Annotated in this window: 22 protein-coding genes; 16 read left to right on the forward strand and 6 right to left on the reverse strand. The window is 72.0% G+C overall.

Annotated features, from left to right (window positions below; all coding sequences use genetic code 11):
- Positions 1–2: 2 nt before the first annotated feature.
- Positions 3–1,286: an MFS transporter gene (locus ABZU52_RS19335; protein WP_354972380.1), complete on the reverse strand. Its 1,284-nt coding sequence runs from the start codon at positions 1,284–1,286 to the stop codon at positions 3–5.
- Between the two features lie 152 nt (positions 1,287–1,438).
- On the opposite strand from ABZU52_RS19335, the gene ABZU52_RS19340 reads away from it, so the two are divergent.
- Positions 1,439–2,206, forward strand: coding sequence for a phosphoglyceromutase (locus ABZU52_RS19340; RefSeq protein WP_354972381.1), 768 nt, complete (start codon positions 1,439–1,441; stop codon positions 2,204–2,206).
- A gap of 54 nt (positions 2,207–2,260) precedes the next feature.
- Here the strand turns inward: ABZU52_RS19340 and phoU are convergent, their stop codons facing one another.
- Positions 2,261–2,914: a phosphate signaling complex protein PhoU gene (gene phoU / locus ABZU52_RS19345; protein WP_354972382.1), complete on the reverse strand. Its 654-nt coding sequence runs from the start codon at positions 2,912–2,914 to the stop codon at positions 2,261–2,263.
- Between the two features lie 204 nt (positions 2,915–3,118).
- Between phoU and ABZU52_RS19350 the strand changes: the two genes are divergently transcribed.
- Positions 3,119–4,402 carry an ATP-binding protein gene (locus ABZU52_RS19350; protein ID WP_354972383.1) on the forward strand — a complete coding sequence of 428 codons (1,284 nt, stop codon included), beginning with the start codon at positions 3,119–3,121 and terminating at the stop codon, positions 4,400–4,402.
- 24 nt (positions 4,403–4,426) lie between these two features.
- Entirely contained in the window at positions 4,427–5,110 is a 684-nt protein-coding gene (locus tag ABZU52_RS19355; RefSeq protein ID WP_030329696.1) for a response regulator transcription factor, read from the forward strand.
- Positions 5,111–5,465: 355 nt separating this feature from the next.
- Here the strand turns inward: ABZU52_RS19355 and ABZU52_RS19360 are convergent, their stop codons facing one another.
- Complete coding sequence (locus tag ABZU52_RS19360) at positions 5,466–6,263, reverse strand: hypothetical protein (RefSeq protein ID WP_354972384.1); 798 nt, start codon at positions 6,261–6,263, stop codon at positions 5,466–5,468.
- Positions 6,264–6,343: 80 nt separating this feature from the next.
- On the opposite strand from ABZU52_RS19360, the gene ABZU52_RS19365 reads away from it, so the two are divergent.
- Both ABZU52_RS19365 and ABZU52_RS19370 read left to right on the forward strand, forming a co-directional pair.
- Positions 6,344–7,288: a Ppx/GppA phosphatase family protein gene (locus ABZU52_RS19365; RefSeq protein WP_354972385.1), complete on the forward strand. Its 945-nt coding sequence runs from the start codon at positions 6,344–6,346 to the stop codon at positions 7,286–7,288.
- Between the two features lie 75 nt (positions 7,289–7,363).
- Positions 7,364–8,170, forward strand: coding sequence for a sugar phosphate isomerase/epimerase (locus ABZU52_RS19370; RefSeq protein WP_354972386.1), 807 nt, complete (start codon positions 7,364–7,366; stop codon positions 8,168–8,170).
- A 31-nt stretch (positions 8,171–8,201) separates the two neighbouring features.
- Here the strand turns inward: ABZU52_RS19370 and ABZU52_RS19375 are convergent, their stop codons facing one another.
- From ABZU52_RS19375 to ABZU52_RS19385, 3 genes are read right to left on the reverse strand one after another with little or no spacing between them, the layout of a single operon-like run.
- Positions 8,202–8,786: a CGNR zinc finger domain-containing protein gene (locus ABZU52_RS19375; protein WP_354972387.1), complete on the reverse strand. Its 585-nt coding sequence runs from the start codon at positions 8,784–8,786 to the stop codon at positions 8,202–8,204.
- 18 nt (positions 8,787–8,804) lie between these two features.
- Positions 8,805–9,971 (reverse strand): glutathionylspermidine synthase family protein, encoded by a 1,167-nt coding sequence (locus tag ABZU52_RS19380; protein ID WP_354972388.1) that lies wholly within the window; start codon positions 9,969–9,971, stop codon positions 8,805–8,807.
- Between the two features lies 1 nt (position 9,972).
- Complete coding sequence (locus ABZU52_RS19385) at positions 9,973–10,245, reverse strand: hypothetical protein (protein ID WP_354972389.1); 273 nt, start codon at positions 10,243–10,245, stop codon at positions 9,973–9,975.
- 106 nt (positions 10,246–10,351) lie between these two features.
- On the opposite strand from ABZU52_RS19385, the gene ABZU52_RS19390 reads away from it, so the two are divergent.
- The 11 genes from ABZU52_RS19390 (at position 10,352) to ABZU52_RS19440 (ending at position 20,740) form a co-directional block, all read left to right on the forward strand.
- Entirely contained in the window at positions 10,352–11,272 is a 921-nt protein-coding gene (locus ABZU52_RS19390) for a proline dehydrogenase family protein (protein WP_354972390.1), read from the forward strand.
- A 104-nt stretch (positions 11,273–11,376) separates the two neighbouring features.
- Positions 11,377–12,177, forward strand: coding sequence for an alpha/beta hydrolase (locus ABZU52_RS19395; protein ID WP_354972391.1), 801 nt, complete (start codon positions 11,377–11,379; stop codon positions 12,175–12,177).
- A complete protein-coding gene (locus ABZU52_RS19400; protein ID WP_354972392.1) occupies positions 12,170–12,745 on the forward strand; it encodes a WHG domain-containing protein in 576 nt (191 codons plus the stop codon). The genes ABZU52_RS19395 and ABZU52_RS19400 overlap by 8 nt, the downstream gene beginning before the upstream one ends.
- A gap of 67 nt (positions 12,746–12,812) precedes the next feature.
- The gene (locus tag ABZU52_RS19405) at positions 12,813–14,102 is read left to right on the forward strand and encodes a hypothetical protein (RefSeq protein WP_354972393.1); all 1,290 of its coding nucleotides are present in this window, start codon (positions 12,813–12,815) and stop codon (positions 14,100–14,102) included.
- 79 nt (positions 14,103–14,181) lie between these two features.
- Positions 14,182–15,537, forward strand: a complete 1,356-nt coding sequence (locus tag ABZU52_RS19410) for an efflux RND transporter periplasmic adaptor subunit (protein WP_354972400.1) — start codon at positions 14,182–14,184, stop codon at positions 15,535–15,537.
- Positions 15,534–16,478, forward strand: a complete 945-nt coding sequence (locus ABZU52_RS19415; protein WP_354972394.1) for an ATP-binding cassette domain-containing protein — start codon at positions 15,534–15,536, stop codon at positions 16,476–16,478. The genes ABZU52_RS19410 and ABZU52_RS19415 overlap by 4 nt, the downstream gene beginning before the upstream one ends.
- The gene (locus ABZU52_RS19420; RefSeq protein ID WP_354972395.1) at positions 16,475–17,659 is read left to right on the forward strand and encodes an ABC transporter permease; all 1,185 of its coding nucleotides are present in this window, start codon (positions 16,475–16,477) and stop codon (positions 17,657–17,659) included. Before ABZU52_RS19415 ends, ABZU52_RS19420 begins: the two co-directional genes overlap by 4 nt.
- A gap of 212 nt (positions 17,660–17,871) precedes the next feature.
- On the forward strand, positions 17,872–18,081 hold the full coding sequence (locus tag ABZU52_RS19425; protein WP_354972396.1) for a helix-turn-helix domain-containing protein: 210 nt from the start codon (positions 17,872–17,874) through the stop codon (positions 18,079–18,081).
- A 270-nt stretch (positions 18,082–18,351) separates the two neighbouring features.
- Complete coding sequence (locus ABZU52_RS19430) at positions 18,352–18,453, forward strand: AURKAIP1/COX24 domain-containing protein (protein WP_007465623.1); 102 nt, start codon at positions 18,352–18,354, stop codon at positions 18,451–18,453.
- A 116-nt stretch (positions 18,454–18,569) separates the two neighbouring features.
- Positions 18,570–19,646 (forward strand): NAD-dependent epimerase/dehydratase family protein, encoded by a 1,077-nt coding sequence (locus ABZU52_RS19435; RefSeq protein ID WP_354972397.1) that lies wholly within the window; start codon positions 18,570–18,572, stop codon positions 19,644–19,646.
- A 236-nt stretch (positions 19,647–19,882) separates the two neighbouring features.
- A complete protein-coding gene (locus tag ABZU52_RS19440) occupies positions 19,883–20,740 on the forward strand; it encodes a lysophospholipid acyltransferase family protein (RefSeq protein WP_354972401.1) in 858 nt (285 codons plus the stop codon).
- Positions 20,741–20,841: the final 101 nt, after the last annotated feature.

Below are 20,841 nucleotides of genomic sequence, written 5' to 3' on the forward strand. Positions count from 1 at the left end.
TGTCAAGCCTCGGCGGGCTGCGCCGCCCGGGTGCCGGTGACCGGTGCCAGCGCCTCACCGGAGCGGCGCAGCGCCGCCGCACGCCGCTCCCGGGCCGGCCCGGACACCAGGTGGGCCACCGCGGTCAGGAGGCCGAGCGCGGCGCAGCCGTACCAGAGGGTGTCGTTGCCGGCATGCTCGCGCACCAGACCACCGAGGATCGGCGCGCTGGCCCCGGCGATCTGCCAGGAGAGGGAGAACACCCCCTGGTAGCGACCACGCAGCTCGGCGGGGGACAGCTCGGCGATCAGCGTGGAGTTGGACGGCGAGTTCAGCATCTCGCCGACCGTCCAGATGAGCACGGTCAGCCCGTAGAACCAGGCGGTGCCGGCGAACGCGGTCAGCCCGAACCCCACGCCCATCACCACGGAGGCCAGCGCGAGCACGTGCGAGCGGCTCCGACCCCGGATCAGTCGGGGTACGAAGAGCTGGCCGACCACGATGAGGATGCCGTTGAGCGCGATCACCGAGCCGTAGGTGGCCGGGCTCAGGCCGTCGTCGCCCATCGCGATCGGCAGCATCGAGATGTGCTGGAGGAACACCAGCGCGGCGAACAGGTTGAGTGCCACGAAGCCGAGGTAGACCCGGTCGGTGAGGATCGTGCGCAGGGCGCCGCGCGGGCGGGCCGTGTCCGCGGTCGGGGCGGTGGCCGGGCCGGCCTGTCGGGTCTCCGGCACCCTGCTGAAGATGATCAGCGCGGTGATCAGCATGGTGGCCGCGTCGACCACGAACAGCAGCAGGTAGTCGGCCTGCGCGGCGAGGCCGGCGAGGACGGCGGCGCAGGCGAAGCCCAGATTGATCGCCCAGTAGTTGAGCGAGAAGGCGCGCAGCCGGTCCTTCGCCGGCACCACGTCGATCATCATCGCCCCGAACGCGGGCCGGGCCGCCTCGGCGAACATGCCGAGCAGCAGCGCGCCCAGCGCCACCGCCCAGAGGTCCCGGGCCAGCCCGAGCGCGAGCATCATGGCCGCCGCGCCCACGTGGGCGGTGAGCAGCGTCGGTCGGCGGCCCCACCGGTCCGCGAGAGTGCCGCCGACGGTCGTGCCGAACGCCCCGCCGACGCCCCAGAGGCCGATCACCAGGCCGGCCTGCGAGGCCGAGAAGCCACGTTCCTGGGTCAGGTAGATGGCGAGGAAGACGAGGACGAACGAGCCGAGTCGGTTGATCAGGGTGCCGGACCACAGGTACCAGAAGGTGGTTGGCAGGCCGCCGGTGGTGTCCCGGAACCAACTCCGCATCGTCCGCATATGGCGCCCCGCTTGCAAGTAATGACCAATGTGACTGGCGTGCCTTACAACCCTAGTGGCGCTCGGATCCGCTGGTCATCCGCTTTTTCACGTGGTGGTCGTCACGACGGCTGCCCGCGTGTCCGCTTGGCGGTTGAGGCAGGATGATCGGCATGACTGCGAGCGAAGGGCCCACCGTCGGGACGCTGGTCCTGCTGCGACATGGTGAGAGCGACTGGAATGCCAAGAACCTCTTCACCGGCTGGGTGGACGTCGACCTGACCGCGAAGGGCGAGGGCGAGGCGCGGCGCGGCGGCGAGCTGCTGCGCGAGCACAGCCTGCTGCCGGACGTCGTCCACACCAGCGTGATGCGCCGGGCGATCCGCACCGCCGAGCTGGCGCTCAACGCTGTCGACCGGCACTGGATCGCCGTGCGCCGGTCGTGGCGGCTCAACGAGCGGCACTACGGCGCCCTGCAGGGCAAGGACAAGAAGCAGACCCTCGACGAGTACGGCGAGGAGCAGTTCATGCTCTGGCGCCGGTCGTACGACACGCCACCGCCGCCGATCGACGACAACGACGAGTGGTCGCAGGTGGGTGACCCGCGCTACGCGCTGCTGCCGACCGAGCTGATGCCGCGCACCGAGTGCCTCAAGGACGTCGTCGACCGGATGCTGCCCTACTGGTACGACTCGATCGTGCCGGACATCCTGGCCGGCCGGACGGTGCTGGTGGCCGCGCACGGCAACTCGCTGCGCGCGCTCGTCAAGCACCTCGACCAGATCTCCGACGAGGCGATCGCCAAGCTGAACATCCCGACCGGCATCCCGCTGCGCTACGACCTCGACCCGCAGCTGCGTCCGCTCACGCTGGGCGGCACCTACCTCGACCCGACGGCAGCGAAGGCAGCGGCCGCCGCGGTCGCCAACCAGGGCCGCTGAGCGTCGCAGAAAGGGGGCCCCGCGTCGGCGGGGCCCCCTTTGTCGTACGCCTGGTCAGTTGCCGGTCGGGCTGTTCTCCCCGGTGATCAGGTAGATCACGTGCTCGCCGGCGTTGACCGCGTGGTCGGCGAAGCGTTCGTAGAAGCGGCCCAGCAGGGTGGCGTCGATAGCCGTCTCCACCCCGTACGGCCAGTCGTCGCCGAGCAGCACCGCAAACAGGTTCTTGTGCAGCTCGTCCATGGCGTCGTCGTCGCGGTCCAGCTCGCCGGCGAGGTCGGCGTCGGGCTTCGCCAGCACCGAACCGATCTTCACGGCCATCCGGTCGGCGATCTCGGACATCTCGGTGAAGACCGTCCGCAGCTCGGCCGGGACGGCGGGGGAGGGGTGCCGGCGCAGCGCGGTCTTCGCCACGTGCTCGGCGAGGTCGCCCATCCGCTCCAGATCAGCGGCCACGTGCAGCGCGGTGATCATCGCCCGGAGGTCGGAGGCGACCGGCGCCTGTCGGGCGAGCAGGTCACAGACCCGCTCCTCAACGTGCCGGTAGAGGTCGTCAATCTCGGCGTCCCGCTCGATGACCGTCTCGGCGGCCTGCCGGTCGGCGGTGAGCAGGGCCCGGGTGGCCTGGCGCATGGCGGCGCGGACGCCCTCCGCCATGTCCACCAGCAGTTGGCTGACGATCTGGAGGTCGGCCCGGAACTCGTCGCGCATCATCACGTCCTGTGGTCGGTCGCCGCCGACGGGTGCCGGCGCAGGGGGTTGAGCAGGTGCGACGCCAACGGTAGGGGGCGCGGACGGATCCCGGATGAACCACGGTGAACGACGCCAGACGCGGGGGTGAACACTTCGGTAAGTGAGGGTAGTTCGTCCCGGTCTGTGTGGTAGCCAGGTTAACAATGACCCTACGATCGCCGGGTGGAGTGGGCGGTGGCGGTCGTGGTGGCCGTGGCGTTGGTGGCCGGGGTGGCCGCCGGTCTGCTGCTGCCCCGGTTCCTGCCGAGGCGGGACGGTCGCTCCACGTCGACGGGGAGCGTCAGCTTCCGCTGGAGCAGGGGGAGGCCCGCGATAGCCGACGAGCAGCAGGCCGGGCTCGGCCGCCGGACGATCGACTCGCTCCGGGCCGGTGTCGTGGTACTGGACAACGACGACGTCCCCGTGTTGATCAACCCGGCCGCCCGCGCGATGGGGTTGCTGCGTACCGGCAGCACCCCCGGCTCAATCGCCGCGCACCCACTGATCCGTACCCTCGCCGGCCAGGTGCGACGCACCGGCGTGCGGCGCGAGATCGAGCTGGACCTGCCCCGGGGTCGCGACAGCGCGGGGGAGAACCCGCTCGGCGTGCACCTGCGGGCGATGGGTCTCGGCAACGGCTTCATCGCGGTCGAGGCGGTCGACGTGACCGAGTCGCACCGGCTGACCCGGGTACGACGTGACTTCGTGGCCAACGTGAGCCACGAGCTCAAGACCCCGATCGGGGCCCTGCAACTGCTCGCCGAGGCGTTGCTGGACGCGACCGAGCCGGCCGACGCCGCGACGCCCGACCTGTCCGAGGACCTGGTGGCCGCCCGCCGGTTCGCCGAACGGATCCAGCACGAGTCGACCCGGCTGGGTCGGCTGGTGCAGGAGTTGCTGGAGCTGACCCGGTTGCAGGGGGCTGAGCCGCAGCCACCACCGGAGCCGGTCGCGCTGGACTGGGTGATCGCCGAGGTGGTCGACCGGACCCGCACCACGGCCTCCGCCCGGGGTGTCGTGGTGACCGTCGACGGTGAGCGTGGTCTCACCGCGTACGGCAGCGACTCTCAACTCGCCACGGCGGTGGCGAACCTGGTCGAGAACGCCATCAACTACTCGGGTGAGGACACCACGGTGCGGGTGACCCTCCGGGGCGACGACGAGCACGTCGAGGTCGCCGTCGCCGACCAGGGCATCGGTATCGCCCCCACCGACGTGGACCGGATCTTCGAGCGGTTCTACCGGGCCGACCAGGCCCGCTCGCGTGCCACCGGCGGCACCGGGCTCGGCCTGGCGATCGTGAAACACATTGCGAGCAACCATGGCGGACGGGTTGAGGTGTCGAGCACTCTTGGTGGTGGATCGACGTTCACCCTCCGGCTGCCCGCCAGTCCACCGGACGACCTCCTGGCGACACTGCCGCCGGTTGGGATCGAGTCCGGTCCGACTGGGCTACGGCAGGTCTGACAGCAGATGGAAAGGAAATCCCCGTTGAGCCGCGTTCTCGTGGTCGAGGACGAGGAGTCGTTCTCCGACGCCTTGTCGTACATGCTCCGTAAGGAGGGCTTTGAGGTGTCGGTCGCCGCGACCGGCACCGACGCCCTCACCGAGTTCGACCGGACCGGCGCGGACATCGTGCTGCTCGACCTGATGTTGCCCGAGATGTCGGGGACCGAGGTCTGCCGGCAGCTGCGGCAGCGGTCCGCCGTGCCGATCATCATGGTCACCGCTCGGGACAGCGAGATCGACAAGGTGGTCGGGCTGGAGATCGGTGCCGACGACTACGTCACCAAGCCGTACTCGCCACGGGAGCTGGTCGCCCGGATCCGGGCGGTGCTGCGCCGGCAGAGCCCGGAGGTGGCCGAGGCGGGTGCGCCGACGCTGGCCGCCGGCCCGGTACGGATGGACATCGAGCGGCACGTGGTGACCGTCGACGGCGGGGCCGTGCAGCTGCCGCTGAAGGAGTTCGAGTTGCTGGAGCTGCTGCTGCGCAACGCGGGCCGGGTGCTCACCCGCGGCCAGCTCATCGACCGGGTCTGGGGTGCCGACTACGTCGGTGACACCAAGACGCTGGACGTGCACGTCAAGCGGCTGCGCTCCAAGATCGAGCCGGAGCCGTCCGCGCCGCGCTTCATCGTGACCGTCCGCGGGCTGGGCTACAAGTTCGAGCCGTGATCGGCGTATCCGAAGGGGTCTGCGCCTCGGCGCGGGCCCCTTCGGCCGGTCCGCGCTTGCTCGCCGAGTGCGCCGGGGGATGCGAGTCCGTTGCTGTAGTCCTTTGGAGCTGATGTCACAAACGAGTCAGCCGCAGCCGCCGACGTCGTAGAGCCGATGTCGCCGCCGATGTCGTAGAGGCGGTGCCGCAGAGCCGATGTCGTAAACGAGTCAGCTCCATAGGCGTCGCACCCGACCCCCGGCTCCTGTCCGCGGCCGTTCGCGCGGTCGCTCCGCAGGCGAGCGGGCGGGCAGGCAGCGTGGCGTGGCGTGGCGTCCGATGATCTCGTCCGGGAGGCCGCCGAAGTCCGAGACCCTAGATCTCGTCGGCGGGGTGCGGGGCGACCAGGCCCTGCTTCGTCCTGGTCGCGCAGAGCTCGGCCAGCCGCTGGTACGCGGCAGCGCCGATCAACGCGGTCAGCTCCGGCCCGTACGACAGGTACATCGGCTCGGTACCGATGTGCGCGTCGGTCGAGGAGGTGCACCACCAGTCCAGGTCGTGCCCGCCGGCTCCCCAGCCCCGTCGGTCGAACTCGGACAGGGTGGAGACCAGCACCTTGCTGTTGTCCGGTCGCTTCACCCAGTCCTGATCGCGGCGGATCGGCAGCTGCCAGCAGACGTCCGGCTTGTATTCCAACGGGTGCACGCCGTCGCGCAGCGCCTGGGCGTGCAGCGCGCAACCGCCCCCGCCGGCGAAGTCGGCGTCGTTGAGGAACACGCACGGACCCTCGGCGCCATGGGTGGCGGTGCGGCGGGCCGGGTTCTTGCCGTCGATGGTGTCCTCGTCGGTCCAGTTCTTGAACCCGCGTCGGAAATGCTGCCAGGTCGCCGGGGTGAGCCGCTTGACGGCACTGCGGACCCGCTTCTCGTCGTCCGAGTCGGTGAAGAACGCCCCGTGCGAACAGCAACCGTCGGCGGACCGGCCGGCGATGATGCCGTGGCAGCCCTTGCCGAAGATGCAGGTCCAGCGGGAGAGCAACCAGGTCAGGTCGGCCCGGATCAGGTGCGTCTCGTCGGCCGGATCGGTGAACTCGATCCACTCCCGAGGGAAGTCCAGGGGGACCTCGCGGCTGCGCGGGTCACCCGGGTCGTCCACCAGTACACGCAGCTCCATCGTCACCCGGCCCAGCGTACGCGCGGTGACGTCCGCAGGCCGGTGAGCCGCGCAAACGTGTTGCGCCTAGGGTCTTCATCATGCGATTGGGTGTCCTCGACGTCGGATCCAACACGGTGCACCTCCTCGTGGTGGACGCGCACCACGGCGCGCACCCGTGGCCGGCGCACTCCGAGAAGGTGGTGCTCCGGCTGGCCGAGCAGATCGGCCCGGACGGCGCGTTGACCGAGGCCGGTGCGGACAGCCTGGTCAAGGCGGTGGGCATGGCCAAGGCGGCGGCCGCCGGGCTGGAGGCCGACGACCTGATCGCGTTCGCCACGTCCGCGGTGCGCGACGCCACCAACGCGGCCGAGGTGCTGGCCCGGGTCCGGGACGAGACCGGCGTACGGCTGGCGGTGCTCTCCGGGGCGGACGAGGCGCGCATGACGTTCCTGGCCGTGCGGCGGTGGTTCGGCTGGTCGGCGGGCCGGCTGCTGGTGCTGGACATCGGTGGCGGCTCGTTGGAGATCGCCGCCGGCATCGACGAGGACCCGGACGTGGCGGTCTCCCTGCCGCTCGGCGCCGGTCGGCTGAGCCGCGAGCGGCTGCGGGTCGATCCGGCCAGTGCGGTCCCGCCGTCGGCGGAGGCCGTCGACAAGCTCCGGGAGTACGTGGACGGCCGGCTGGACAAGGTCGTCGACCAGATGACCGAGGTGGGCTGGGATCGGGCGGTGGCCACCTCGAAGACGTTCCGCACCCTGGCCCGACTGGCCGGGGCGGCCCCGTCCGGTGCCGGGCTGTGGGTGCGACGCAGCCTGACCCGGGCCGGCTTGCGGCAGGTCATCGGCTTCATCCGGCACATCCCACCGGCGCAGTTGACGGAGCTGGAGGGGGTCAGCGCGGGCCGGGCCCACCAGTTGCTGGCCGGTGCCGTGGTCGCCGAGGCGGTGATGCGCCGCCTGGATCTGGATTCGCTGGACATCTGCCCGTGGGCGCTGCGGGAGGGTGTCATCCTCCGCCGACTCGATCAACTTGAGCCGATCTGACCCGGCGGCCGTTTTGGGTTGGTTTGCCGGTGCTCGTCACGATGCCCCGGGCGCTGCCGGGCTACGCTGGCTGACGTGACTTCCCGCGTTCCCGTTCTTCTGTCCAGCTCGTCGGTCTTTCCCGAGCCGACCGCGGCGGCGTTCCAACTGGCCGCGGCGCTCGGCTACGACGGCGTCGAGGTGATGGTCTGGACCGACGTGGTCAGCCAGGACGCGGGCGCGCTGCGCGGCCTCTCCGCGCACTACGACATGCCGGTGCTCTCGGTGCACGCGCCCTGCCTGCTGGTCACCCAGCGGGTGTGGAGCCCGGACCCGTGGGAGCGCCTGCGCAAGGCCGCCGAGCTGGCCGAGACGCTGGGAGCGCCGACCGTCGTGGTGCACCCACCGTTCAGCTGGCAGCGCGACTACGCGCGTAACTTCGCCGAGGGTCTGGCCAGCGTCGCGGACCGGTTCACCGCGTTGCGCTTCGCGGTGGAGAACATGTACCCGGTGCGGATGGCGGGTCGACAGTTCGTTCCGTACGTGCCCGGCTGGGACCCTACCGACGCCGGCTACCCGTCGTACACCCTGGATCTGTCGCACTGCGCGGCCTCGCACAGCGACCCGCTGGAGATGGCCGACCGGATGGGCGCCGGGCTTGCGCACGTGCACCTCGGCGACGGCACCGGCGAGGGCCGCGACGAGCACCTGGTGCCCGGGCGCGGCACCCAGCCCTGCGGGGAGCTGCTCTCCTCGCTGGCCGGCCGGGGTTTCACCGGGGCGGTGGCGGTGGAGGTCGCCACCCGGGGCGCGAAGAGCCGCGCGGTGCGCGAGGCGGACCTGCGCACCGCGCTGGAGTTCGCCCGCCAGCACCTGACCGCGCCGTCACCTGTCGACGCCTGACCCGCCCACCCAGGACGGGGCGGTGGCGGTGTCAGCTGACCGGTGAGAGAGAGTCGACGCCGGAGGTCGGCTGCGGGGCGACCGTCACCCGCTCGCCGGCCGCCCGCTTGCGGGCCCGGTGCGCCGCGACGTGCGAGCGGGTGGCGCACCGCTCCGAGCAGAACCGCCGGCAGCAGTTGGACGACGTGTCCAGGTAGACGTTGCCGCACCGCTCGTCGGCGCAGACCCCGAACCGGGCGCTGCCGTACTCGCAGAGCCAGACCGACAGCCCCCAGACGGCGCCGGCCAGGTATTCGGCACTGACCGAGGCACCCCGACTGGTCACGTGCATGTGCCAGTCGCTGGAGTCGTGCCCGGAGATGCGCGGCTGCACCGGGAACGCCTCAAGCAGCGCGTTCAGCTCGGTGACCGCCTGGGCGTCCCGCCCCGAGGTGCCGTACTCGAAGACGTCGCGCAACCGCTTCTGGGCCCGGCGGAAGATCGCGACATCCCGGTCCGCGACCTCGTCGCGCATCCAGGCGTTCTCGTCGGGGAAGAGGGCCCGCAGGTCGTCGAGGTCGTCCAGGCGGGCGTTGACCAGGTCAACGCCGGTCCGGGCGTACGCGTCGAAGTTCACGCCCCAACGGTAGACGACTCAGCGGGTGCGTGGCGCGTCGATGTAGTGCGGCAGGAACCTCGCGTAGCCGTCGGTGATCAGACTCGCGCTCTCCCGCACCCCCACGCCCGCCGATTCGCCGTCGACGATCCAGCTGCCCAGCACCATCCGGTTGCCGGCGAACTGCGGCAGTGCCCGGAACTCCTGATAGCACCAGCCCTCGTCGCCGTAGATCCCCGGGTTGGTGATTTCCTCTTCGGCGGTGACGATGCGCACCGAACCGCCCTCGCGGCCGAGCAGTGGCTTGGCGACGTACTCCGACATGCCACGCGGCGAGTCGAGGTACGCCGGGAGCAGGTACTCGTGGCCGGGGTACAGCTCCCAGAGGACCGCCAGCAGCGCCTTGTTGGACAGCAGCAGCTTCCAGGCGGGCTCGATCCAGGTGGTCGGGGTGCCCGGGGCCAGCGCCGGTGGCCCGTACGGCTCGGCCAGCATCCACTCCCACGGGTAGAGCTTGAAGCAGGTGGTCACCGGGCGGTCGTCGGCGTCGACGAAGCGCCGGCCGTCCCAGCCGATCTCCTGGATGGGCTGGAGTTCGACGTCCAGGCCGGCCTGCCGCGCGGTCTCGGCGAGGTAGCCGGCGGTCATGTGGTCCTCGCCGGACTCCTCCTCGTTCGACCAGAGCACGTGCACCAGGGGCTCGTGCAGCCCGGCACCGATCTTGGCCCAGGCGCCGACCAGCCGCTCGTGCAGACTGTTCCACTGGTCCAGCTCCGGCCGGGTCTGCTCCAGCCAGTACCACTGGATGATGCTCGCCTCGACCAGCGCGGTGGGGGTGTCCGCGTTGTACTCCAACATCTTCGGCGGCCAGCTGCCGTCGTACGCCAGGTCGAAGCGCCCGTAGAGGGTCGGTGGCGCCTCCCGCAGCGACCGGGCCACCGCCTCGGCCGCCCACTGCGGGATGCCGAAATCGGCGTACCGGCGCTGTGCCACCACGTGCTCGGCGGCGGCCACCGACATCCGGTGCAGCTCCTCGGTCGCCTCCTCCAGCCGCAGCACCTCGTCCAGGTCGAAGGCGTACGCGGCGGTCTCGTCCCAGTACGACATGATCCCGCCGTCGGGCAGTTCGGTGTCGACGTAGACCAGCCCCTGCGACCGGATGGTGGCGTCCCAGTCGGGGCGCGGGCTGACCGTCTCGCGGCGCACGTCAGCCGCCGCAGGCGGCGAGGTGGCTGCCGAACCCGCCGCGCTCGGGCAGCGCCGCGGCGGTCGGCTCCGGGGCGGTGCGACCGGCGGTCGGGTCGCTGACCCGCATCGCCAGCGCGACGGTTCCGCCGCCGCCGGCCGGGCCGAGGGCGCAGTCGTCGTCATCGTCGTCGTCCGATGTCATGTTGCAGCCGGAGAGGGCGAGCGCGAGAGCGGTGAGCGCGCCGAGCTGCACGGAGGCCGATCGGAGTCGGCGACGGGGGCGTTGGTCCACGGCATCGTTGTAGCCGATCGACGCCACCGCCGCCGCCCCACCCCCGTGTCGAGGCGGCCCGGCCGCCCCTCGGCGAGGCCCCTGGCAGGGGCGTTACGCTCGGTTCATGCTCCGTTCCGTCATCCTCGCCGCCTCCCGGTCATCCCAGGTCGAGCGGCTCGTCGCGACCGCCCCGTACACCCGGGACGTCGTCCGCCGGTTCGTCGCCGGCGCCGCCACCGACGACGCGTTGCGCGCGACCCGCGGGCTCGTCGACGACGGCCTCGCTGTCACCCTCGACCACCTCGGCGAGGACACCGTCCGTCCCGAGCAGGCCACCGCCACCCGGGACGAATACCTGAAACTGCTGAAGATGCTCGCCGCCGCCGGGCTCACCCCGGCCGCCGAGGTGAGTGTGAAGCTCTCCGCTCTCGGCCAGATGTTCGACGAGCAGTTGGCGTACGACAACGCGCGGGCGATCTGCGCGGCGGCCGACGCGGCGGGCACCACTGTCACCCTGGACATGGAGGACCACACCACCACCGACTCGACGTTGGAGGTGCTGAGCCGGCTGCGCAAGGACTTCCCGTCGACCGGTGCGGTGCTCCAGGCGTACCTGCGCCGGACCGAGTCGGACTGCCGGGAGCTCTCCTCGGCCGGGTCGCGGGTGCGGCTGTGCAAGGGCGCCTACAAGGAGCCGGAGTCGGTGGCGTACCAGTCGGCCCGCGAGGTGGACAAGTCGTACGTGCGCTGCATGAACATCCTGATGTCCGGCGACGGGTACCCGATGCTGGCCACCCACGACCCTCGGATGATCGCCATCGGTGAGGACCGGGCCCGGTGGTTCGACCGGGGGCCGGAGCGTTTCGAGTTCCAGATGCTCTACGGCATCCGCCCGGAGGAGCAGGCCCGGCTGGCCGGCGAGGGCTACACCGTGCGCACCTACGTCCCGTACGGCGACGAGTGGTACGGCTACCTGATGCGCCGGCTCGCCGAGCGCCCCGCCAACCTGGTCTTCTTCGGCCGCGCCCTGATCTCCAAGAAGTAGTTTCTCCGGTTCGGTCGACGGGCCGGCGGTCACCCTCGGGTCACCGCCGGCCCGTTTCGTTATCCGACTTGCCAACCTTGGCTAAGTAGCTTAGCTTTAAGGCTATGACAACTAGCCAGGTGCGGCGGGACGGCGGACACATCGCGTACGAGGTGCAGGGCGAGGGGCCGTTGGTCGTCCTCGCGCACGGCATGGGCGAGAACAGGGCGAGCTTCCGGCACCTCGTGCCCCTGCTGGTGGCCGCCGGCCACCGGGTCGCCTCGGTCGACGTCCGGGGGCACGGCGAGTCCAGCGCCGGCTGGCCCACGTACGCCCCGGCGGAGGTCGGCGCGGACCTGCTGGCCGTGGTCCGGGACCTCGACGCCGGTCCGGCCGTGCTGGTCGGCAGCTCGTCCGCCGCGGCGGCGGTGGTCTTCGCCGCCACCGACGCGCCCGAGCTGGTCACCGGCATCGTGCAGATCGGCGCGTTCGTCGGTCAGCCGAAGCTCAACCCGATGCTGCGGATGGCGATGTGGTCGGTGCTGCACAGCCCCCGACTCTTCGGGATGTTCCACAACACCCTGTTCCCGGTGCATCGACCCGCCGACGACGCGGCCTACCGCCGCTCGATGGTGGCCAACCTGCGGGAGCCCGGCCGGATGGCCGCGACGCGCGGGGTGATCGCACCGACCGAGCCGCACTGGACCGCCCGTGCCCCGCAGGTGCGGCAACCCGTGCTGGTGCTGATGGGGTCGAAGGATCCGGACTTCCCCGACCCGGGAGCCGAGGCGCGGGCTGCCCGTCGGCTCTTCGGCACCGCCGAGGCCCGGATGATCGAGGGGTCCGGCCACTACCCGCACGCCGACCAGCCGCAGCGCACCGCCGAGGAACTGCTCGGCTTCCTGGCGGTGTGCGCCGGTGCCTAGGGTCGGCCTCAACCAGCAGGCCGTCGTACGGGAGGCGGCCCGGCTGGCCGACGAGGTCGGCTTCCAGCAGCTCACCCTCGCTGCGCTCGCCGGCCGGCTCGGGGTCGCGCTGCCCAGCCTCTACAAGCACGTGCGGGGGGCGGACGGGCTGACCCAGAAGCTCGCCGCCCTGGCCACCGCCGAGCTGGCCAACGACATGACGAGCGCCGCCGTCGGCCGCTCCGGTGGCGACGCGCTCCGGGCGATGGCGGACGCCTACCGGGACTACGCCCACCGGCACCCCGGGCGCTACCCGGCGACCCAGCGGGTGCCCGACCCGGCCGACCCGGAGCACGTCGAGGCGGGCGAACGCGCCGTCGGCGCCATCTTCGCGGTGCTGCGCGGGTACGGGCTCACCGGCGACGACGCGGTGGACGCGACCCGGGCGCTGCGCCGCGCCCTGCACGGTTTCGTGACCCTGGAAGCCGCGGGCGGCTTCGGCCTCCCCCGCGACGTCGACCGCTCGTACCGTCAGTTGGTCGCGAGCATGGACATCTCGTTCCGCTCCTGGCCGGCCTCCGACGGGTGAGCGCGGCCAGGCCGATCGGCGCGGGGCGGCCTCGCCGCTTCCAGGTATTGGTCGTACCCTTCGGCGGGTGACTGACGAGGTGCAGCAGCCAGCACCACGGCGGCTCTGGCCGCTGTGGACGGTGCTCGTGGTGGTCGTCCTGCTGCTGGGCTGCGGCCTGCCGGCGGCGCTCGTCGTCGGGGTGATCCGGGAGACCGGCGTACGCCCCACGGTCAGCCGGGTCGGTGCCTCGACGGCCGACGACCCGGCCACCGCCGTCGCCCGCGGGTTGTCCGACCGGATCACCGCCCAGCTGCACCGACAGTCCGCGGCGCTCCTCGGCGGCGACCGCGCCGGCTTCCTCGCCGTCGCCGATCCCGCCGCCCACAACGACCTGCTCCGACGCTTCGCCGCACTACGCGCGCTCAAGGTGACCGGCTGGCGGGCCGAGCCGACCGGCCTGCCCGTGCCGATCATCGGCAGGCCCGGCGAGTGGCGGCTGCTGGTGCGCTTCCAGTACTGCTTCGTCACGCCGAACTGCCGGCCCAGCCCGGTGCTGATCGGCACCCGGTGGCGGGAGAACGGTGACCAGCCCCGGATGGTCGCCATGGAGGAATCCAAGTCGGTGGAGACCGGCACCCGACCGTGGGAGATCAGCGACCTGGCGGTCGCCATCGGCGCACGGACCATCGTCGCCACCACCCCGGCACTGCGCGGCAAGCTTCCCGGCCTGCTCACGCAGGCCGAGGCGGCGGCGAAGGTCGCCGACGGGTACGCGGTGACCGGATCACCGCCGGACCGGTACCGGATCTTCTACGCCGGACGCACCGAGTGGCAGCGTTGGTACGGCGGGGAGCGTCCGGAATGGACCGGCGGTTACGCGGTGACAGTGGGCGGCGGCCACCACGAGGTGGTGCTCAACGCCGAAGGGCTCTCCAACAGCGGCACCGACGACCTGCTCCGGCACGAGCTGACGCACGCCGCGTCGTTGCCGGAGCGCGGCTACCCCGGCAAGATCACCTGGTGGTTGGTCGAAGGGCTGGCCGAGTTCGCCGGCACCGGCGGGCAGGCGGTCGACAGGTACGAGGGGATCGCCGACGTACGCAAGATGGTCCGGGGCGGTTGGGACGGCAAGTTGGAGGGCATCAACCCCGCTGACGACGCCTCCGCCGAACGGGTCGCCGCCAGCTACGGCATCGGCTACCTGGCCGTTCGGCACCTCGTCGACAGGTACGGGCCGCTGCGGCTGCTCACCTTCTTCAAGACCGTGGTGCACGACGGCAGGACCATCGACGTGGCCTCGGAGAAGGCGTTCGGTGAGCAGTGGTCGACGCTGCACGACGAGTGCGTGGCGTACGTCCGGGCCACCGTCGGCTGACGCAGCTCAAAGGCGGTGCGGCGGTGCGCCGTACCATCGATGGGTGCGCCGTCCTCAGTCTTCACGGCCCGCCAGCACCATGCGGCCCCGCCTGCTCATCGCCCTGACCGCCGTCGTCGTCCTCACCGCCACCACCGCCGCCTCCTGCGGCGACAAGGGCCCCGACCTCGCGCTGGCGTCGGCCGCCCGCAACCCGGTCACCGAGGTGATCGACGCCCCGGCCACGGTGACCGCCCGCGCCGCCGCCACCCTCACCGCCCCTGCCGACGGCACCCTGTCCAGCCTGCGCGTCCAGCCTGGACAGCGGGTCAAGCGCGGTCAGGTGCTGGCGGTGGTCGACTCACCGAGCGCGCAACAGCGTCTTCGCCAGGCGAAGGAGGCGCTGACCGCCGCGAAGCGGGCCGGCCGGGGCGTCGGAACGGGCAGCCTGACCAGCAGCCGACGCGGCACCGACAAGGCCGCCGACGAGGCGTTCGACGCGGCCCGGAAGGCCGCCGAGAAGATCGCCGACCCGCAGTTGCGGAACGCGCTGCTGACCCAGGTGACCTCCGCGCAACGCCAGTACGCCGCCGCCGCGCGCAACGCGGACCAGGCCGTGCGGGCGGTGCAGCGGGGGATCAACGGGTTGAGCTCCGCCGTCGGCGCGCTCTCCGCGGCGCAACGGCTCCAGGCCCAGCAGGCGTACGACCTGGCGAAGGCGACAGTCGACGCGCTGACCCTGCGCGCCCCGATCGCGGGGGTGGTGCAGCCGGGAGGCACCCGGGCCGGCGGCGGCGCGAATGCCGGGCTGGCCGGGCTGTTGGAGCAGGCCGGTGGCGCGCAGGCGGCCGGCCTCGACCCGTCCGTGCTGGCCCCCAGCCAGGGTGGGCCGCCGGCCGGAGTGGACGACGCGGTAGCGGTCGGTGGTCAGGTCACCGCCGGCACGCCGGTGCTGACCGTGGTGGACACCGGGCAGTTGGGTCTGCTCGCCGAGGTGGACGAGACCGACGTGCTGCTGGTCAAGGCCGGCGTGCCAGCCACCGTCGAGTTGGACGCCGTCACCGGCGCCAGCTACGACGCCACCGTCCGGTCGGTCGACGTGCTGCCCACCAGCTCCGCGCAGGGCGGGGTCAGCTATCGGGTACGCCTCACGCTGGGCGCCGGGAAGCTGGCCGAGGACGAGCCGGCCCCGACGCCCCGCCCCGGCATGAACGCGATAGTGCACCTGCGGGTACGCGAGGCCGCAGACGCGGTGACAGTGCCCGCCTCGGCGGTGTTCTCGGCCGACGGCCGGGACGCGGTCTGGGTGGTCCGGAACGGTAAGGCGGACCGGGCGTCGGTGACCGTGGGTGTCCAGGGGTCCGACCTGGTGCAGATCCTCAACGGCGTACAGCCCGGCGACCGGATCGTGGTGCGCGGCGCCGACCAGGTCCGCGACGGCCAGGAAGTCCGGTGACCGCACCCGCCGTCGACCGGCCGGCCGGGGAGCGCGTCCCGGCCATCGAGGCGGTGGACGTGTCCCGGACGTACCAGCTCGACGGGGTGTCGGTGGCGGCGCTGCGCGGGGTGTCGCTCACCGTGCAGCCGGGGGACTACGTGGCCCTGGTCGGCCCGTCCGGCTCGGGCAAGTCCACCCTCATGCACCTCCTCGGTGGGCTGGACCGGCCCACCGGCGGCCGCCTGGTGATCGGCGGGCGGGACGTCAACGCCCTCGCCGCGCCGGAGATGGCGACCCTGCGCAACGAGACGATCGGCTTCGTCTTCCAGGCGTTCCACCTGCTGCCGCGTACCTCGGCGGTGGAGAACGTGGCGCTGCCGCTGGTCTACCGGGGGGTGTCGGCCCGGCAGCGGCGGGAGCGGGCGGCGGCGATGCTCGGCCGGGTCGGCCTCGGTCACCGGCTGGACCACCGCCCCAACCAGATGTCCGGCGGTGAGCAGCAGCGGGTGGCGATCGCCCGCGCGCTGGTCACCGAGCCGACGGTGCTGCTGGCCGACGAACCCACCGGCAACCTGGACAGCGTCACCGGCGCCGCCGTGCTGGAGTTGCTGGAGCAGTTGAACGCGGAGTCCGGGGTCGCCCTGGTGATGGTCACCCACGACCAGGAGGTGGCGGCCCGAGCCCATCGGCGGATCACCATGCGCGACGGAGTGGTGGTGGCGGACAGCGCCGCGAGCCCACCCCCGCCGGGCGCCGACAGCGACGAGCCCCGCCCCGCCCATGATCGACCGCCGTCCGTTGATCACGGTCGACCTGCGACACTGGTCCCCGCTCCCAGCGCGGAGCCCCGGTCCGCGTCCGGAAGCGGCCCGGGGCACCCGCCCGGTGGCTCCGGTGGCGCCGCCGGAGCCACCGGGCGCCTTCCGCGCGAGGCCGAGCAGCCCGGAGGTACGGCGTGAGAGTCGCCGAGGCCTGGCGGGTGGCGCTGGACGCCCTTCGGGCCAACCGGCTGCGCAGCGCGCTGACCATGCTCGGGGTGATCATCGGGGTGGCCTCGGTGGTCCTGCTGGTGGCCATCGGCACCGGCACCAAGCAGAAGGTCGAGCAACAGGTCGAGGGCCTCGGCTCCAACCTGCTGCTGGTCGTCCCCGGCCGGATCGAGGTGGGCAACGCGCCGGTCGTCTCGCCGCTGACCCTCAAGGACGTGGACGCCGTCAGCCGGGTGGTCGGCGACCCCGACCGGGTGGCCGTCACCGTCGCCTCCGGGGCGACCGCGCGGGCCGGGGCCCGTACCGACTTCACCACCGTGCAGGGCGTCCTGGAGACCACCCCGGCGGTGTTCACCCGGTCGCTGGCGCGCGGCCGCTACCTCACCGGCACCGACGTGGACACCAGCCGGCGGGTGGCGGTGCTCGGCGACTCGGTCGCCCGTGCGCTCTTCCCCGACCGGGACCCGCTCGGCCAGCAGGTCGCCCTGGCCGGGGTGCGGTTCCGGGTGATCGGGGTCTTCGCGCCGCTCGGGCAGAGCCTCGGCGTCGACCGGGACGACGAGGTGCACGTGCCGGTGACCGCCGCCCAACGACTGTGGGGCACCCAGCGGGTCGACGGCATCGCGGTGAAGGCGCCGGACCGGGAGCGGATCGACGAGCTGGGCGAACGGATCGTCGCCGAGCTGAACCGCCGCCACCCGGACACCGAGTTCAGCGCGGTCACCCAGCAGCAGATCCTCGGCGTGCTCGGCGACATCCTCGGTGTCCTCACCGGCGTACTGGCCGCCATCGCCGGCATCTCACTGCTCGTCGGCGGCGTCGGCGTCTCCAACATCATGCTGGTCAGCGTCCGGGAGCGGACCCGGGAGATCGGGCTGCGCAAGGCCGTCGGCGCGCGTCCCCGCGACATCGGCGTGCAGTTCCTGCTGGAAGCGGTGCTGCTCACCACGATCGGCGGGCTCACCGGGATGGCGCTGGGCGTGGGAACCGCCCTGCTGGTCGACGCGCTGTCGCCCATCCCGGCCGCGATCACCTGGTGGTCGTTGGCGCTCGCCTTCGGCGTGTCGGCGGTGGTGGGCATCGTCTTCGGCGTGGTTCCCGCGCAGCGCGCCGGCCGGCTCGACCCGGTTGTCGCGCTGCGCACCGAATGAGCAGCGCCGGACCAACCGGACGGCGGACGCGCACGGTCGGATACCGGGAGCACGGATCGGGTGAACCGGCCACCAAAACATGATCAGTTGCAGGAAGGGATCGCGCCGGTCACAACCGCCCCGCTACCGTACTGGTAACACGCGCGTCGCCGGCCCGGCCCGGAGCATCCGTCGGGTTGGCACGCGCCGGGCATGGGATGGGTCGGTGAGCCATGGCCGGGTCACAGTCCGACGCACGGCTGTCGGAGGTCAAGTTCCTGACCGTCGCGGAGGTGGCGACGGTCATGCGGGTGTCGAAGATGACTGTCTACCGCCTGGTGCACAGCGGTGAGCTCACCGCCGTCCGGGTCGGCCGGTCATTCCGGGTGCCCGAGCATGCGGTGCACGAATATCTCCGGGGTGCCTTTCAGGAGACCGCCTGAGCCACCACCCCGTCCTCCGAACACCAACTGACCGGCATCGGTGAGCGTGACGAGTACGCGTGCGCGCCCGGCAGTCATGCAGCGAAGGCGGCCGCGACGGGGGCGCGTTGGTCCGGCTGACGGCCTCCGGCTACCCTGGAGCCCGACCGAGACCCCACCGGTGCGCCCCGCCGCCCAGACTGGTCCGGTCCGTTGTCCGCAAGCGGTCGCCGTCGCCACCTGCGTGGTGTCATCCGGTCCGCCCCGCACGTTGTATCGAAAGGCTGTCGTATGGGCTCGGTGGTCAAGAAGCGCCGTAAGCGCATGGCTAAGAAGAAGCACCGCAAGCTGCTGCGCAAGACCCGCGTCCAGCGTCGCCGTCTCGGCAAGTGATCGCTGCCGGGCTCAGCGGCCCGGCGTCACTTGCCAAACTGTCGACCTCCGGAGGCTCAGGTGATCAGGCCGTGGTCGTCCCGGCTCGGTCCGTCCTGCCGGCGTAGGTGCGTCAGATGACCCCCGGTGGCACCTCAGGTGCTCCGGGGGTCGTCCTCGTCACCGGAGTGGGCCGTTACCTGGGTGCCCACGTGGCGGCCCGACTGGCCGCCGACCCGCGCATCGAACGGGTCATCGGGGTCGACGCACCAGACTCCGGCACCGAGTTCACCGACCTGCTGGACCGGGTCGAACGGATCCGCGTCGACAGCGGTTCGCTCGGTGGCCTCCTCGCCGACCTCGACGTCGACGCGGTGGTGCACCTCGCGCTGGTCACCTCACCCGACCCGCAGCACGGTGGCCGGTCCGCGATGAAGGACCAGAACGTCATCGGCAGCATGCAGATGCTCGCCGCCTGCCAGCGGGCCCCCCGGCTGCGCAAGCTCGTGGTCCGCTCGTCGACCGCCGCGTACGGGGTGTCGTTCCGGGATCCGGCGGTCTTCACCGAGGAGACCGAGCCCCGGGAGGTGCCGCGCGGCGGTTTCGGCCGCGACATCCTCGACCTCGAGGGGTACGTCCGCGGCTTCCGCCGCCGCCGGTCCGACGTCACCGCCACGGTGCTGCGCTTCGCCCCGTTCATCGGCTCGACCGCCGACACCACGTTGACCCGCTACTTCTCGCAGCCGTTCGTGCCGACCGTCTTCGGTCGTGACCCCCGCCTGCAGTTCCTGCACTTCGACGACGCGTTGGAGGTGCTGCACCGGTCGATCGTCGAGGACCATCCCGGCACGTACAACGTCGCCGGCCCCGGGGTGCTGTCGCTGTCCCAGGCGATCCGACGCGCCGGCCGGGTGGCCGTGCCGGTGCTGGAGCCGGGTCTCTCCGGTGCCGCCGCGCTGGCGCGCAGCATGGGCTTCGGCAGCTACGGCCTGGACCAGGTCGACCTCTTCGTGCACGGCCGGGTGGTCGACACCAGCCGGCTCGAGCAGGAGTACGGCTTCACCCCCCGGTCGACCGCCGACGCGTTCGAGGACTTCATCCGCGCCCACCACGGTGGGATGGTGGTCAGCCGGGATCAGTTGGCCGCCGCCGAGCAGCTCGTCCTCAACGGCATCCGGCAGGTCCGGGCTACGGTGCGGGAGGTGACGCTGTGAGTGCACCGGAGGAGGGGCGCGACCCGCAGTCGGTCGGGCGTTTCGACGTACCCCAGCCGTCGCCCGCGCCGGACGCGGAGCCGGCGCGGCGCAACGGACACCGACCGGCCGCGCAGGCCGCGCCGACTCCGGCTCCGACCGTGACCCCGACCCCGACCCCGACCCCGACCGCGACGCCGACCCCGACGTCGGCCGACGAGGTCGACGCCGGGACGCCCGGTGGCACCGAGCCGGCGGTGTCGGACCGGCCCGGGGACCACTGGGACCGCAAGGTCGCGAACGGGTTGGCGTTTCTGCGCCGGCGGCTCTCCGGTGACTACGAGGTCGACGAGTTCGGCTTCGACTCGGAGCTGACCGACGCGGTCTTCCACCCGTTGCTGCGGCTGCTCTACCGGGACTGGTTCCGGACCGAGGTCAGCGGGGTGGAGCACGTCCCCGTGGACGGGCCCGCCCTGGTGGTCGGCAACCACTCCGGGGCGGTGGCCCTGGACGCCCTGATCCTCTCCGCGGCGCTGCACGACAAGCATCCCGCCCACCGCTACCTACGGCTGCTCGGCGCGGACCTGGTCTTCCGGATGCCGGTGGTCTCCGAGCTGGCCCGCAAGACCGGCGGGACGGTGGCCTGCAACCCGGACGCCGAGCGACTGCTCGGCGGCGGCGAGCTGGTGGGGGTGTTCCCGGAGGGCTTCAAGGGCGTCGGCAAGCTCTACGCCGACCGGTACAAACTGCAACGCTTCGGGCGGGGCGGGTTCGTCTCGGCCGCGCTGCGCACCGGCACCCCGATCGTGCCCGTCGCCATCGTCGGCGGCGAGGAGATCTACCCGATGCTCGCCGACATCAAGCCGCTGGCGCGGCTGCTCAAGCTGCCCTACTTCCCGGTCACGCCGACGTTCCCGCTGCTCGGCCCGCTGGGCATGGTGCCGCTGCCCAGCAAGTGGCTGATCGAGTTCTGCCCGCCGATCCCCACCGCCCACCTGACCGACTCGGCGGATGACCCGCTGGTGGTCTTCAACCTCGCCGACCAGGTCCGGGAGACCATCCAGCAGACCCTGCACACGCTGCTGGAGCGACGACCCGACCCGTTCGGCCCCTAGTAGTGCTTGTTAGGTCGGCGTGTCGTTGAGTCGTCGGAGTGGTTCCGGGTAGTTCGATGTTGCGGTGACCCCTGACGAGCTTTCGGTTGTGCGGCAACGGC

The sequence above is a fragment of the Micromonospora sp. NPDC005220 genome (genome assembly GCF_040607895.1).
Taxonomy (GTDB): Bacteria; Actinomycetota; Actinomycetes; order Mycobacteriales; family Micromonosporaceae; genus Micromonospora.

Bases quoted from the DNA above. Each gene is read 5' to 3' on its own strand.
- ABZU52_RS19335 (WP_354972380.1), bottom strand. From the start codon at position 1,286: ATGCGGACGATGCGGAGTTGGTTCCGGGACACCACCGGCGGCCTGCCA.
- ABZU52_RS19340 (WP_354972381.1), top strand. From the start codon at position 1,439: ATGACTGCGAGCGAAGGGCCCACCGTCGGGACGCTGGTCCTGCTGCGA.
- phoU (WP_354972382.1), bottom strand. From the start codon at position 2,914: ATGCGCGACGAGTTCCGGGCCGACCTCCAGATCGTCAGCCAACTGCTG.
- ABZU52_RS19360 (WP_354972384.1), bottom strand. From the start codon at position 6,263: ATGGAGCTGCGTGTACTGGTGGACGACCCGGGTGACCCGCGCAGCCGC.
- ABZU52_RS19365 (WP_354972385.1), top strand. From the start codon at position 6,344: ATGCGATTGGGTGTCCTCGACGTCGGATCCAACACGGTGCACCTCCTC.
- ABZU52_RS19390 (WP_354972390.1), top strand. From the start codon at position 10,352: ATGCTCCGTTCCGTCATCCTCGCCGCCTCCCGGTCATCCCAGGTCGAG.
- ABZU52_RS19395 (WP_354972391.1), top strand. From the start codon at position 11,377: ATGACAACTAGCCAGGTGCGGCGGGACGGCGGACACATCGCGTACGAG.
- ABZU52_RS19410 (WP_354972400.1), top strand. From the start codon at position 14,182: ATGCGGCCCCGCCTGCTCATCGCCCTGACCGCCGTCGTCGTCCTCACC.
- ABZU52_RS19425 (WP_354972396.1), top strand. From the start codon at position 17,872: ATGGCCGGGTCACAGTCCGACGCACGGCTGTCGGAGGTCAAGTTCCTG.
- ABZU52_RS19430 (WP_007465623.1), top strand. From the start codon at position 18,352: ATGGGCTCGGTGGTCAAGAAGCGCCGTAAGCGCATGGCTAAGAAGAAG.
- ABZU52_RS19435 (WP_354972397.1), top strand. From the start codon at position 18,570: ATGACCCCCGGTGGCACCTCAGGTGCTCCGGGGGTCGTCCTCGTCACC.